Annotated in this window: 13 protein-coding genes; 8 read left to right on the top strand and 5 right to left on the bottom strand. The window is 38.9% G+C overall.

The annotated features are described in order from the left end of the window. Positions 1–93 precede the first annotated feature (93 nt). From MR764_RS09035 to MR764_RS09020, 4 genes are all read left to right on the top strand, one after another. On the top strand, positions 94–939 hold the full coding sequence (locus tag MR764_RS09035; protein ID WP_247979087.1) for a LytTR family DNA-binding domain-containing protein: 846 nt from the start codon (positions 94–96) through the stop codon (positions 937–939). Positions 940–1,153: 214 nt separating this feature from the next. Next, a complete protein-coding gene (locus tag MR764_RS09030) occupies positions 1,154–2,671 on the top strand; it encodes a B12-binding domain-containing radical SAM protein (RefSeq protein WP_247979086.1) in 1,518 nt (505 codons plus the stop codon). 11 nt (positions 2,672–2,682) lie between these two features. Beyond that, positions 2,683–3,243 carry a helix-turn-helix domain-containing protein gene (locus tag MR764_RS09025; protein ID WP_247979085.1) on the top strand — a complete coding sequence of 187 codons (561 nt, stop codon included), beginning with the start codon at positions 2,683–2,685 and terminating at the stop codon, positions 3,241–3,243. 106 nt (positions 3,244–3,349) lie between these two features. After that, a complete protein-coding gene (locus MR764_RS09020) occupies positions 3,350–3,730 on the top strand; it encodes a hypothetical protein (protein ID WP_247979084.1) in 381 nt (126 codons plus the stop codon). A 461-nt stretch (positions 3,731–4,191) separates the two neighbouring features. Here the strand turns inward: MR764_RS09020 and MR764_RS09015 are convergent, their stop codons facing one another. From MR764_RS09015 to MR764_RS08995, 5 genes are all read right to left on the bottom strand, one after another. Next, complete coding sequence (locus tag MR764_RS09015) at positions 4,192–5,232, bottom strand: hypothetical protein (RefSeq protein ID WP_247979083.1); 1,041 nt, start codon at positions 5,230–5,232, stop codon at positions 4,192–4,194. Between the two features lie 80 nt (positions 5,233–5,312). After that, entirely contained in the window at positions 5,313–5,504 is a 192-nt protein-coding gene (locus MR764_RS09010) for a cold shock domain-containing protein (RefSeq protein ID WP_247979082.1), read from the bottom strand. A gap of 18 nt (positions 5,505–5,522) precedes the next feature. Further along, positions 5,523–5,825 carry an RNA-binding protein gene (locus tag MR764_RS09005; protein ID WP_247979081.1) on the bottom strand — a complete coding sequence of 101 codons (303 nt, stop codon included), beginning with the start codon at positions 5,823–5,825 and terminating at the stop codon, positions 5,523–5,525. A 31-nt stretch (positions 5,826–5,856) separates the two neighbouring features. Beyond that, positions 5,857–6,300, bottom strand: a complete 444-nt coding sequence (locus MR764_RS09000; RefSeq protein ID WP_247979080.1) for a cold shock domain-containing protein — start codon at positions 6,298–6,300, stop codon at positions 5,857–5,859. Positions 6,301–6,329: 29 nt separating this feature from the next. Beyond that, on the bottom strand, positions 6,330–7,451 hold the full coding sequence (locus tag MR764_RS08995; protein WP_247979079.1) for a DEAD/DEAH box helicase: 1,122 nt from the start codon (positions 7,449–7,451) through the stop codon (positions 6,330–6,332). Between the two features lie 1,085 nt (positions 7,452–8,536). Here MR764_RS08995 and MR764_RS08990 point away from each other — a divergent pair. From MR764_RS08990 to MR764_RS08975, 4 genes are all read left to right on the top strand, one after another. Next, positions 8,537–9,490, top strand: a complete 954-nt coding sequence (locus tag MR764_RS08990; protein ID WP_247979078.1) for a calcium/sodium antiporter — start codon at positions 8,537–8,539, stop codon at positions 9,488–9,490. 698 nt (positions 9,491–10,188) lie between these two features. Next, complete coding sequence (gene xerA, locus MR764_RS08985) at positions 10,189–11,310, top strand: site-specific tyrosine recombinase/integron integrase (RefSeq protein ID WP_247979077.1); 1,122 nt, start codon at positions 10,189–10,191, stop codon at positions 11,308–11,310. Between the two features lie 149 nt (positions 11,311–11,459). Continuing rightward, the gene (locus MR764_RS08980) at positions 11,460–12,839 is read left to right on the top strand and encodes a toll/interleukin-1 receptor domain-containing protein (protein ID WP_247979076.1); all 1,380 of its coding nucleotides are present in this window, start codon (positions 11,460–11,462) and stop codon (positions 12,837–12,839) included. Continuing rightward, positions 12,832–14,361, top strand: a complete 1,530-nt coding sequence (locus MR764_RS08975; protein WP_247979075.1) for a hypothetical protein — start codon at positions 12,832–12,834, stop codon at positions 14,359–14,361. Before MR764_RS08980 ends, MR764_RS08975 begins: the two co-directional genes overlap by 8 nt. Positions 14,362–14,449 lie beyond the last annotated feature (88 nt).

The following is a 14,449-nucleotide window of genomic DNA, read 5'->3' as shown; positions in this document are numbered from 1 at the left end:
GAGATAAAGCATTGGAATTAATGAAAGGAGACTATTGGGTTCACAAATAAAAACTCATCTTCCGAAATTAATTCCGACCTAAAATTTCCACGGATGTCAAATAATTGTATAAATCAGTTTATTGCTTTATCAGGAAAGTATTTCAAAACTTATCTTGGCATAAGTATTTCTGTTTTTTTATTTATTCTGTTTTTCCAACCTTTCCCAACTGCTAATTTTGAGTTCGAGAACAAGCAGTTATACATTGCCGGTTACGGATTAATTGTTTTCATTATCCAGGTAATTGTACAAGTTATCTTTCATACTTATCTCCTTCAGGATAGGGCGGACGAGGAATACAATCCGATATGGAATTCGCTTTATTACTTTTTACTGGTTGCTTTAACCAGTGTTGCTTTTGTCTTCTATCTCAGGTATGTGGGAAATACAAGCATTACGTTTAACCTGGTTCTGCGGGCTGTGGTAATTAGTGTGAGTGTGCCAGTTACCTTGCATTTGAAAAATACTCTCTCGTTCATAAATGGAAAAAACAAGAAACTGTTAGACGAAACCAGGTTGATGAAGGACCAATTAAATCAATTCACTGAACGCAATACCAACAAATTTATTGAACTGAGTTCTGATAATGAGGGAGACAATCTGATAATTCAGGTATCAGAGATAGTTTTTGTTAAATCGGCTGATAATTATGTGGAAGTTGGATTTAAGGAAGGAGGAGAGGTTCGAAAAAAGATGATCCGAAATACCCTGAAGAACATCGAGAATCAACTAAAGGAATTTAATGTTTTTACGCGCACACACCGCTCTTGCATTGTCAACATGCAGCACATCGAAAAGTTAAATAAGAATTTTAATACCTATTGGTTAAGCCTTGCCGACACCCAAGAAACCGTTCCTGTTTCGCGTCAGTATTTAATGGCGGTAAAGGACTTGCTGTAAGGCAGGGGCGAATGACATTCGTCCGGGAAGTCTAACACTTGTCCTCTCAATCCAAATTCTATCCCAAAAAAACTTTCGCCAGTCCCTTTCATTTTATCCCGGTAAAATCCCGTCGTAAATTTGGATGATCTTCTCATTTTCTGAGAGATACAAAAATAAAATCAAAAAGCAACCTGTGGATTGGAATGAGCCAATCCATTTAAAAAATGATTGTATGAGAGTGTTAATGATATATCCAAAATACCCCGATACTTACTGGAGTTTTAAACATGCGTTAAAGTTCATCTCCAAAAAGGCTGCCGTACCTCCTTTGGGCCTGATCACTGTTTCGGCTATGTTGCCGGAAAGCTGGCAGAAAAAGCTGGTTGATTTAAATATTGAAGAGCTGAAAGAGGAAGAGTTGGATTGGGCTGATTATGTTTTTTTAAGCAGTATGTATGTTCAGAAAGAATCGGTTGCTGATATTTTGGCTCGTTGCCGGGAACACGCTGTGAAAGTAATTGGCGGAGGACCGCTGTTTACGCAAGAGTACGACAGTTATCCACAAATAGACCACTTTATTTTGAACGAGGCAGAAATTACGCTGCCTCTGTTTTTATCCGATCTGGCAAACGGAACTCCTTTAAAAAGAATTTACAAAAGCGATGAATTTGCCGATTTATCGGAATCTCCAGTACCGGACTTTTTCCTTCTGAATAGAAAAGCTTATGCTTCCATGAGCATTCAGGTATCGCGGGGATGTCCTTTTTCATGTGATTTTTGTGAAATAACAACATTGCTCGGCCATAAAGTAAGGATGAAAAGCAAAGAGCAGATCATTAAAGAACTGGAGACCTTGTACAATCTGAATTGGCGTGGGCTTATATCGGTAGTCGATGATAATTTTATCGGGAATAAGAAAGTGATAAAAGGTGAGTTTCTTCCTTCTATGATCGGGTGGATGAGGCAGCATCGCCATCCGTTTAGCTTTAACGCACAAACATCGATAAACCTGGCCGATGACGACCGGCTGCTCACAATGATGCGGGAAGCAGGATTTACCTCCACTTTTATCGGGATTGAAACACCGGTGGAAGAATCTTTGCAGAGTTGTCATAAAATTCAAAATGAAAACAGGGATTTACTCGAAAATGTAAAGCAAATTCAGAAAGCGGGCCTCCAGGTGTCGGGGGGATTTATTGTAGGTTTCGACAGTGATACTCTTACCGTGTTTCAGCGGCAAATCGAGTTTATTCAGAAAAGCGGCATTGTATCGGCAATGGTCGGGTTGCTCAACGCACCCAAAAATACAAGGCTGTACAAACAAATGGAAGCAGAGAATCGGTTGACGGTTGACCCAACCGGAAGTAATACTGATTTTACGATGAACTTTATTCCAAAAATGAATAAAGAGAAACTGCTCGATGGATACCGGCACATTATTGCCAACATTTATAAAGAGAAGCCTTATTATAAGCGAGTCAGGGAACTGTTTCAGAATTACCAGCCGGTAAAAATGGGTAAAAACGGTATCGAATATAACCGGATTAAAGCCTTTGCCAAGTCAATTTTTGTGTTGGGGCTGTTAAACAACGGCAGGCTGGAATACTGGAAGTTTATGGCATGGACGGTACTGAACAAACCCAAACTAATGGTCGATGCAATTACTTTTTCTGTGTATGGTTATCATTTCCGTACGGTTTACGGACTTCGAAAAGTACGAAATCCTAGCAATTACAATAATCAGGAATAAATGCAGCTGGTTTGAAACTCTACATTAAAAATATGGTTTGTATTCGCTGCCAGGCGGTAGTGAGGGGAGAATTAGAGAAGATTGGCCTTCGGTATTCGTATGTTAAAATAGGGGAAGCCGAGATTGCTGGAAAAGCCCGGCCTGAGCAGTTAATTCAATTGGCATTAGCTTTAAAAAAATCAGGGCTTGGTTTAATGGATGACAGGAAGAACATTTTGGTGGAGAAAATTAAAGGCGCAATTATCGGTTTGGTTCATTACACCGAAGAACAGATTAGGGTAAATCTTTCCGATTATCTGAGCGAGAAACTGAACTACGATTATACCTATTTGTCCAATCTTTTTTCGGAAGTGCAGGGCATGAGCATTGAGAAATTTTACCTCACACACAAAATCGAAAAGGTGAAGGAGTTGATTGTTTACAACGAACTAAATCTTACAGAGATTGCTTACAAGCTTCATTACAGCAGCGTTGCTCATCTGTCAAACCAATTCAGGCAATACACCGGGTTAACGCCATCCCGTTTTAAGAAATTGAGGCACCCGGAACGGCTTACACTGGAAAATGTGTGAGTAATTCAAATTAAAAATGAAGCAGAACTCAATTGTTTTGGTTAACTTAAACGGTAATAAATAAAAAGCGAAGGAGGGACATTTGATCAACGATAAGAAATATTATTTGGAAGAGATCTTTTACCGGTTTATCCAGCCTTATTTTTCGATAGAAGATTATATTATTTATTTTGAATGGGATCGTATCTCCAGAAGCTATCGGTATGTAGTTACCCGCAATGGGAATAAAAATAAGTTCATTAGTTTCTACCTTCGCGAATCAAAAAGTATTTCTGAGTTCGAATTGGTTGTGATATATACCAGTGTGGGAGAATTTAATTTTCACAATACTCAAAAGATCCTGTTTTTGCTGGGCTATGATAACCTGGAGCGGTTTAATCAGTTCTACCAGGAACTTATAGAAGAGCTCAACGAAAAGACAGTGAAAGATTCTCCATTTGATTTCTTTATTCCTTTTTTTATGGTTGATCGTGGAAAACAGGAGTAAACGCAAAACGTATTTATACTCTGAGTTATAGAAAATTGACGGGATCGATCAGGATAATTTCTCTAATCTTAATTTTAAAGGCTTATTTTTTCGGTACTCTTTTCGCATAAAAAATGCGGAGGAGAACGATAAATGCTGCCAGTGGTAGTAGGATATCGATATACCTAAATGATTCAAATGCAAAATAAGCGACGATCCATAGAAGCACCAACAGGCCTGCAATAATGTATAGCGAGTTTTTCATGGGATGGTAATTTTTGAGCAATAATTGTATGCCCGATAACTTATTGAAGATACTTCAATACGGGGAGTAAAGTGTTACACAATTCGGGGGAATAGTTACATCATTCACACATTCCGCGGTAATAGCTCAGTTAAAGAAATAAACGAATGATTTTAGCTTGTCGGGAGTCGGGACTGAACGAGTTTTTTATGGACCTTCTCATTCTTTAGTGTCAAATTTACTTCGTCAACATGAGTGTGTTTTTTTGATAATCGGATATTATGTTCGAAAACAAATGCCGGTTAAACAAATACAGACAATAACGGATTTTTGTATACGGGTTTAACTCTTTTTTCTCGATCTCAGCAATTTGTTTAACGGTTGGCAGATGAGTTTGCAGGGCATCGTTTAATTCGCTTTCCGTAAACCTTTTTTTATTACTGAGGATTTCCTGGACGAATCCATCTACCTTGAATTCAATAAAATTATAGTCGGGAAAATATTTTAATGCAACAAACAAAAAGCGGAAAACATCGAGTGGCATGTTTTTCTCAACAGTGAGACCTTTTTTTAAGCGGTTATTTATTCGTTTTTCTTCGTTGCTGATTTCATCGTTTATCCGTAAAAACTCATCATCAGCAATCTCAAACAATGCCGACAGCCGGTTTATCCTTCGCTTCAGACTTTGCGGGATACTCTTTTTGTATTTGATTTTATGGTCCAGAACACTCCAGGCATCCTGGATAATGGTCCTGATTTGAAGTTCAAACTGAATATTTGCAAAGCGAAGGTATTCGGTTTTTTTCGCGTATTTCGCATTCAATTTAAGGTCCAGATGCAAACTTTTATAGCCAAACTTATCATCGGTGCTTTCCATCTGAATCGTTTTGTCGGTAATGGAAACCTCTCTGAAGTACTTGTTTAGTTCTTTTCGGATAATACGCACATCTTTAAGGTACGGGCAAACAACGCGTATTCCCACAAAGTCAGATAAGAAATTAATGATCTTGTAATTAACGTTCGAAGGGGGAATAAGCGGTAGATACTTCCGTTTAAATTTGCTTAGGCATTCTTCGTATTCTTTAATCCTGCCTGTAACATTCTCAACGTTCGGGAAGGGGGCAATGAGTTTTGTGAAGGCTGACAATGCCAAATGGTAAAATTCAAGATTAGAATCATAATCGTTTTTGAATTCATTTATTTTTAAATCGATATCAGACATAAACCGGGTTGATGTGTAACCTGTATTTCCACCGAATGGCAGATAAGAATCTTTCATCTTCCCACATTGAGCCATTTGAAAAAAGATGAAAAAATCCCGCATTAAGCGGAATTTTAGATCTATGATGTTTGAACGAATTAACCTCGTTTAACATTTACGGCGTTTAGTCCTTTTTGTCCATTTTGCAACTCAAAAGTTACAGTATCGGCTTCTTTTACAAAATCAACCAATCCTGATGAATGGACAAAATACTCTTTCTCTGAATTTGCATCTTTGATAAAACCAAATCCTTTTGCTTCGTTAAAAAACTTTACAGTTCCTTTATTCATGATATTATATTAAAAATATTAGTAACGTCTTCTGTTAAAACCGCCGCCACCGCGGTTATCTCTGCCACGGTCGTTTCTTTCTGTTTTGGGGCGGGCTACATTTACAACGATAATTTTACCGTTAAACTCTGTTTCATTTAAAGCCTCGATGGCTTCTTTACCTTCCGCATCGTTCATTTCAACAAAGCCAAATCCACGCGATTCTCCGGTGTATTTGTCCATGATAACGTTGGCAGAACTAACTTCTCCGTATTCTGCGAATAATTTTTTTAAGCCTTCACCTGTTGTGTTATTACTTAAATTTGATACATAAATATTCATCTGTTTTTTATTTAAATGGTGAATAAAATTTTTACTTAACGGGTTCGATTTTTACAGCATTTGTGCCTCTGATTCCTTTGATCAGTTCAAACGAAACCCTGTTTCCTTCCGTAATGTCGGGATAAGCATCGGTAATATGGAAAAAGTATTTTTCGGTGTTGATTGCATCTTTTATAAAGCCATATCCTTTGTCTTTTTTAAAATACTCTACACGTCCTTTTAAAATCACTGCTTCCTCTTCAAGCTTCTTGGGAGTGGATACGGCTATTTTTGTTGCATCCACTTTCTTTTTATTTGGATCGGGTTGGGTATCGGTGATTACCCCGTTTTCGTCCACATAAGCGATCATATCGTCAAGTGATCCGCTGCCACCGCTGGCCTTGCGTTCCTCTTTTCGAAGCTGTTTATCCTTTCTTTTCTTTGCTCTTTTTTTCTCCAGTTCTTTTTTGTTAAAAGATATTGATGATCTAGCCATTCATATTTATTTTTAATGTTATTCCTGATTTACTGTTCAAATACCGGGTTCAGTTTTTTCCCCGTTAATCGCTGGATGTCGCGCACCATTGAATGTTCGTCCGGCGAACAAAACGACAGGGCTGTTCCGCTTTTCCCGGCTCGTCCGGTACGCCCAATCCGGTGTACATAAGTTTCGGCCACATCGGGCAGGTCGTAGTTGATTACGGTCTCCAGGTTGGCAATGTCAATACCCCGGGCGGCAATGTCGGTGGCGACAATCACCCTTGTTCTCCGCGACTTGAAGTTCTCAAGCGCCCGCTGTCGTGCTCCCTGCGATTTATTGCCGTGGATGGCCTCGCAGCCAATTCCGTTCCCATTCAGTATACGGGCAATTTTATCGGCACCCCGTTTGGTACGCGAGAAAACCAGCACCGAATTATTCTGTTCGTTTTTCAGCAGGGATACAAGGAGTTGATTTTTCTTCGGTCGTTCCACATAGTACAGGTGTTGCTCAATCATCTCGGCCGTTGAGGCAACCGGATTTACCTTTACCCTAACCGGGTTACGCAGGATCGATTTCGAAAGCGTGGCAATGGTAGCCGGCATGGTTGCCGAAAAAAACAAGGTTTGTTTTTGTTGGGGCAACATGGGCAACAGGCGTTTAATGTCGTGGATAAAACCCATGTCGAGCATGCGGTCGGCTTCGTCCAGTACAAAATGGCAGATGTGTTTAAGCGAGATGTATTTCTGCTGGATGAGGTCGAGCAAACGTCCGGGGGTGGCGACCAGAATATCGATCCCTTTTTGCAGCTTATCAACCTGCGGGCCTTGTTTTACGCCGCCAAAAATTACGGCATGGCGTACACCGGTGTATTTTCCGTAGTTGTAGATACTTTCGCCAATTTGAATGGCCAGCTCCCGGGTGGGAGTGAGGATCAGCGCCTTAATTTCGCGTCTCTGTCCGTTTGAAAAAGACCCGCTGAGCTGCTGAATAATGGGAATGGCGAAGGCAGCGGTTTTCCCGGTGCCGGTTTGGGCCAAACCCAGTAAGTCGTTGCCGCTGAGTGCGGCCGGAATCGCCTTCTCCTGTATCGGAGTAGGATTTTCGTAGTTCTTGTTGATTAGAGCTCTGAGTATGGGCTCTGAAATATTTAATTCTTTAAATGTCATAATTTTAATGGCTGTTTCATATACAGCTTTCTTTTAATTGTTAATAGGCGTAAGGAAAAATGCAGCGATTTCAGGAATTTAATTCAGAAACAGATTATTTCGAAAAATGCTATTGCACAAAGCCGTCTTTGGATAAACGGTTTTGCACAATGGCAAATCCTTACTAAATGTTGAACACTGTTGTTCAGACACTTGCTTTTTTGCGTTGGGCCGGGATCAGTTCAGGTGAGTGCGTGGACCACATCAGATCAAAGGGCATACCACGGCCTGAGGGTGTTAATACGGTGTAAAACGATTTTGTCATATTATTTAAAGTGTGTCACGATGTATTGCGTAGCACACTTCGCGACTTGTTAATCTAAACAAGAAAGTTGATTTTGTATGTCGATTTGACGATGAGAAGATTCGCTAACCAGCGGCGAAGCAAAGCATTGCTAATGTCGATTCAATAAAAACCCGATTGTCGAGGGGGCAAAGGTAGGAATTAATTCCGGATAAAATACTTATTTACAGATATTACTGTCTTAATTTCACATTGGGTGACTCAACGGTTCTTTTTTAGGAGAATGCGGTTCAGCTTTTTTATGGCTAGCCCGAGGCGTATTTTTATAAACCCAGAGATGGGTAGAACAGGCCATTTCGCTTCGCAATTACAACAAATCGAGTATGTTGGCCTTGTCCGTCAGCTGACGGACGAAAAGCGAGTGAAGGCGGCGTTAAAAGAGCTCGGCTGTTTGACCCCGGGTACTCGGGGGAGTTCCGAACTCTTAGCCGGCAACACGTACCTGCCTGCCGGTAGGCAGGGTTTTTTCGTGCGAAGCGGGCGCAGCCTTGGCTTTTCTGTTTACTCTTTGTGCCAAAACAAAGAGTAAAATCCGGCTGATAAGCCAGAAGTCAGTAAAAACACTCGCCACATTCGAAACGTTTCTCTTTATAGACGATTTAGGGCCAGAGTATTACTGAGTAAATAATTTTCCCATTGGCAAATTTTTAACAGAACGGACATTTGGGGTATCAGCAAGCGAAATTTTTTGCCTAGCAATGGTACAATGGCGAAAATTCTTCATCTTCGTAAAAAATAGACGATGATACTTTTGTGGTTACTTATATTGGCCGGGTTTGCGGTACTTATACTGGGAGCCAACTGGTTGGTGGATGGCGCTTCGGCGCTGGCAAAAAAATACCGGGTTTCCGATCTGGCTATTGGGTTAACCATTGTGGCTTTCGGAACTTCGGCGCCCGAGCTGGTGGTTAACCTGGTGGCTTCTTCGAAAGGTTTATCCGACATTGTGCTCGGAAATATAGTGGGCAGTAACAACTTCAATTTATTCGTAATTCTGGGTATATCGGGCTTGTTGTATCCCATAACGGTTCAGTCTTCAACGGCCTGGCGCGAAATACCTTTGTCGATTGCAGTATTGGTATTGCTCATTTTTCTGGCCAATAATTTTTTTATTGGAAGCGCAGCGTTATCGCGTATCGACGGCGTTATTCTGCTGGCGCTGTTTTTTGGTTTTCTGTATTATGTGTTCAGGCAAATGAAAGCCGAGAACCCCGAAGAATCGAAACCGGTGGAGTATTCGGTAAAAAAGATAGTACTGTATATTGTATTGGGTTTGGCCGGGTTGATTGCCGGCGGACAACTGGTGGTGAACAACAGTGTTAAAGTGGCTTCGTTGCTGGGAGTGAGTGAAAAAATTATCGGTTTAACCATTATTGCTGCCGGAACTTCGCTTCCCGAGTTAACTACTTCGGTAGTTGCTGCGCTAAAAAGAAACAGCGACATTGCCATTGGGAATGTGATTGGGTCCAATATTTTTAATGTACTGCTCGTGTTGGGGGCCAGCGTGCTGATTCGTCCGGTAAAATACGCCGTTTCGTTTAATACCGATTTGGCCATAATAACCGGGGGAACGGTATTTCTTTTTGTGGCCATGCTTACCGGGAAAAGGAAAACACTCGATCGTTGGGAAGCAGCCCTGCTACTGGTCTTTTTTATGGTTTACACAGTATTTTTATTTCAACAGGAAATAGGGTAGGGCAATGTGCTCTTTTGCTGTATGGGCTTTGGAAATATAAAAAAGCACCTCTCTCACAGAACGCCTTTCATCGGATTAAGTTGCCGCGCGTGTTATGCTTCACCAACAACCGGACTATTTTAGTCCGCTGAATTGCTTCTTCCGGCACGGGCGGGCTGAGCGTCTTTGTAGTATTTATGTGCTGGTTAAGTTCGCTGATAAATGCCTGCAATTCGGGAGTATCCATTTCCAGTTCAACCAAAGCATTGGCACGTTTAACCAGTTTTCGTAAGCAGGGGCGATCACGTTGCGGGCCGCTTTTTAATCGCCACTGCTTTTATTGGCCAGTTTCACATTTCGTTCATCGAGCAGGGCCACAAAATCGATGTTTTACTGTTTAGTGCATTTACCCAGTTTGTGAGGCCCATTGTGGAGCAGAATCCGGCATTTTTCGGTTTTTCCAGGTGTTCGATCAGGTTGGTAAGGGCTGTCCACCACTTGTGGCGAGCGAAAACATACTTTGAAAGCTATAATTGTCACCTGTGTAGACTCTTGTTATCAACAGCTTAGATGATTTTTGGGGTTGTGTTCTTTGGGTAAGCCTTTACCGCCGCTGATGGCAAAGTCTTATCCCGGTACAGGCTACTCAATAACATGTTTTACAGTGGAAGCACTTATTCTTTTTATGTTTATTTTTAGAGAACCGAAAAGTAAAGACCTTGAATACTCGCCCGCAAATAAAACTCGAATATGGTACTCACCGCCAGGAGGAATTCGTTCTTGTGCGCTTCGAATACATTCAATCTCTAATAAACCAATTAAAGGCGAACTTCGACGCACGTTGGAGCCGATCTCACGGTTGCTGGCTGATTGCAAGGAAGGATTTCGATCTGGGCCGTTTTTTCGGAAGCATGAAAGAGTTGGGCTACATTGATTATTCGGCGCTGAAAATAAACAAAGAGTCTGCTTATAAGTCAGTGGTAAAGCGTGATTATTCTCACCGGGAAACTCAAAAACTTCCAAACGGTTACCTCGAAATGCTGCAACAAAAGCGATATAGTGAAAATACGATTAAAACTTACATCGCTTATTTCAAGGATTTTATCTACTATTTTAATGAGAGAGAGCTGGCAGAAGTGAACGGCGAGGAAATTAATGCCTATTTGCTGGAACTGATTAATAAATGGGAAATTACGATAAGCGAACAAAACCAAAGAATAAATGCCATCAAATTTTATTATGAAAAAGTACTCCGAAAAGCACGGCAAGTATATGAAATAGAGCGTCCGCGAACAGAAAAAATATTACCCGATGTACTCAGCAAAGCTGAAGTTGGCTCCATATTAAAAGCCACCAACAATATAAAACACAAAACACTGCTCTCGGTAATTTATTCATGCGGACTTAGAAGAAGTGAGCTTATAAATTTGAAAATCGCGGACGTAGACTCTAAACGTATGATGATAAAAATAACAGGTGCCAAAGGTAAAAAAGAGAGGTATGTTCAGCTCTCGGCGGGATTATTGGATTTACTGCGTCTGTATTATAGCGAATACAAGCCCAGGATATGGCTTTTTGAAGGGCAAAAAGGTGGGCAATATACAGTAGGAAGTATTACGAACGTGCTAAAAACAGCAGCACACAAAGCAGGAATTTTAAAAAGGGTTTATCCCCATATGTTACGGCATAGTTTTGCTACCCATCAGCTGGAACAAGGAGTTGACATACGTTTTATACAGGCCTGGCTGGGGCACGAAAGCGTAAAAACCACACAGCGCTATACGCATGTTTCGGAACATAATTTTAAGAACTTTAAAAACCCGCTAGATGAACTACTTTAGTGCAAAACTATACATACACACCGAAATTGGTGTTATAAATACAATCGACAATAAGGATATAAATGCAATTGTGTATTTCCACATACGTTGTGCGTCATGTTGAAAAAAACGTTACTGCTAAATTTGAACATAAATAAAACACAAGAAAATTGAGTAATCGAGATACAATATTTATTGGACATGCCACTCCTGAGGATAATGAATTTACTTTATGGTTACAGTCAAAATTAATTGGCGAAGGTTATAAATGTGAATGTGATTTATCTTTTCTAATTGGTGGCGAAGCTGATTATTGGAAAAGTTTGCAAGATTTTCTTGAAAATCAAACAATAAAATACATACTTGTAGTCTCAGATATCACTTTTGAAAAAGGAGGAGTCCTAGATGAGTGGGAACAATGCAAAAGTATTGAGAAACAATTCAACCTAAGAGATTTTATTATTCCAGTCAAAATTGACAAAGCACCTTTTAATGCAAGAATAGGACTTAACCGAAGAAACATTGTAATTTTTGAAAATAATTGGGCAACTGGTCTAAAAAGACTTCTCAAAAAACTCGGGAAAGATAATGTTCCAAAAAACGATGAAAACACAACGCCACTATCAGACTGGTATGAAAATGTTTACACGAACTGGTCTGGTGTTGATAAAAAATATAATGACAGGTTTTATTCTAACTGGATTAAAATTCCACGAATACCTTCAACTATTTATTTTTACAAATTCCATAACGAAAAACAAGCTGGAGAAGTATTGAAAAATAATATGGTTTATCCAGCATATAGGCATGGAAATATAATTGTTTCATTTCAAAAAAGCCTTGATTATTATCTAACGGACAAAGGATTTGAAGTAACCCCATCTGAAATAATCTCCAAAAATACAAGTGATGCGTTCAATTGGTACGATGATGATGAATTTCCAACCTATCACGATTTTAGGAGATTGCTTGTACGACTTGTAAACACATGTTTTGACATGTACCTACAAAGCTTGGATTTACAAGAGTATGAGCTATCAAACTCAAAGTGCTACTATTTTGAGCATAAAGAAAACGAAAGAGTAAAAGGCTCTTTTAATGTTGGTGCAAATACACATAAAATTGGAGTAACAGGTAAATATTATGACGATTTCTGGCATTATGCAATTAGTTTTAAAACATTACTTGCTCCTGAATTTTGCATAAGTATTAAAAATCATATCATTTTTACCTCAGATGGAAAAAAAGCATGGGATGATAATAAAAAAATGCACAGTGCAAGAAGACGGAAAGGAAAAACCATGTATAATAAAGAATGGAGGAATCAGCTTTTAGCCTTCTTATCTTCACTTTCAAATAATGATAATTCTATAATGTCTGTAATTGTTGCAGAATCAGAAACAATCGAACTCTCTACAACTCCAATACTCTTCAAAGCTAGTTTTGGTTATGAAGAGCCAAATGATGAAAAACGATTAATGCCAATTGATAGTTATCTTGAAGAAGAAGAATATTATCAAGAATTGGATAATGCTACTGAAGATGCCTAAACTACGCCACATAAAAGAACCTTTTTTATTATTTAACTATAATCAAAAAGTAGTTGACCCTCGTGATGGACTTTCTTTATTTGGTCCGTTTAACAAAGACAAAATAAATAATTTCACAATTGGAATAATTGGGACTCCTTTAGGGATTAAGAGAATGAAAAATTGGATTGCTAAATTCATGAAGCCAATATTCCCTTTGAAAAAGGATGTCTCAAAGCCAATTTATCCTGGTTTCGAATCTATTTTTGGAGTTACTATTAATCTTAATTCAACCATTGAATTAGAAATTGAAGAAGATAAATTAAAACTTTTTTATCGGTATTCAGACAAGCATGTAAGAGTTGCGAATATGGTTGATTTATATGTTAATAGTTTAGTCGATTATAAGCATGATGATGATAGACCGCCTGTGAACCTTTGGTTCGTGGTCATCCCTGATGACGTTTATTTGTATGGTCGTATAAAATCAAAGTCGGCGGCAGATACAATTAAAATTGGGATAAAAGACAAGTACGCACGTACAAACAAAGGTTTGTTTGATGACATTGACCCTGAATATGTGAAATTAAAAGAATGCTACGATTACGAAAATCATTTTCATAATCAATTGAAATTAAAATTGCTGAAACACGAAGTACTGACACAAATAATAAGAGAATCTACAATCGCATATAATGAGCATCCATACTTAAACAAAAATGGAATGCCCAAAAGAGATTTATCTTCAATGGAGACAGATATTGCATGGAATATTGCCACATCTGTCTACTATAAAATTGGTGGATTACCATGGAAATTGGGGAGTATAAGGAAAAATGTTTGTTATATAGGCTTAGTTTTCAAAATTGATGAAAGACAATTAAATAGTAAATATGCCTGCTGTGCTGCTCAAATGTTTTTAGATAGTGGAGATGGAATGGTTTTTAAGGGAGCAGTTGGACCATGGTATAATGAAGACACAAAAGAATACCATCTAACAAAGGATGCAGCTTATGACCTTTTAACAAAAGCATTAAAAGCGTTCACCAATTCAAATGACAAGAATCTACCAAAAGAGATTTTCATTCACGGCAAGACTCAATTTGACAATGAAGAGTGGGAAGGATTTTGTGAAGCAGTTGAGAGTCATGAGATTTCACTGATTGGAGTAACCATAAAAGATGAGAAAGTATTTAAGTTATACCGTGATAAAAATTTTCCAATCTTGCGGGGAAGCTTTTATGTGAAAAATAGAAATAATGCATATTTATGGACTAAAGGTTTTATCCCAAGAATACAACAACCATTAGGAATGGAAACCCCAAATCCTTTGACAATAAAATTAGTTAGAGGTAAAGGGAATATTAAAATTGAAACTGTTTGTTCTGATATATTGGCATTAACTAAGTTAAATTACAATACATGTAAATATGGCGATGGATTACCAGTTACATTAAAATTTGCAAATGTGATTGGAGAAATTCTGACCGCTGGTAAAATTGACGATTTAAGACCGGCATTGCCTTTTAGATATTATATTTAATTAAAAATAAAACACGAACGCACAACAAATTGTAAATTGCATTGCGGGGTTCGTGCGGTGTCGTTCGCTGGATTCTCGCAACATCGTT

It is taken from the genome of Maribellus sp. YY47 (assembly GCF_023111095.1).
In the GTDB taxonomy this organism is placed as follows: Bacteria; Bacteroidota; Bacteroidia; order Bacteroidales; family Prolixibacteraceae; genus Draconibacterium.
The sequence above is the reverse complement of the archived record's forward strand: the minus strand, read 5'-3'. Positions and strand labels throughout refer to the sequence as shown.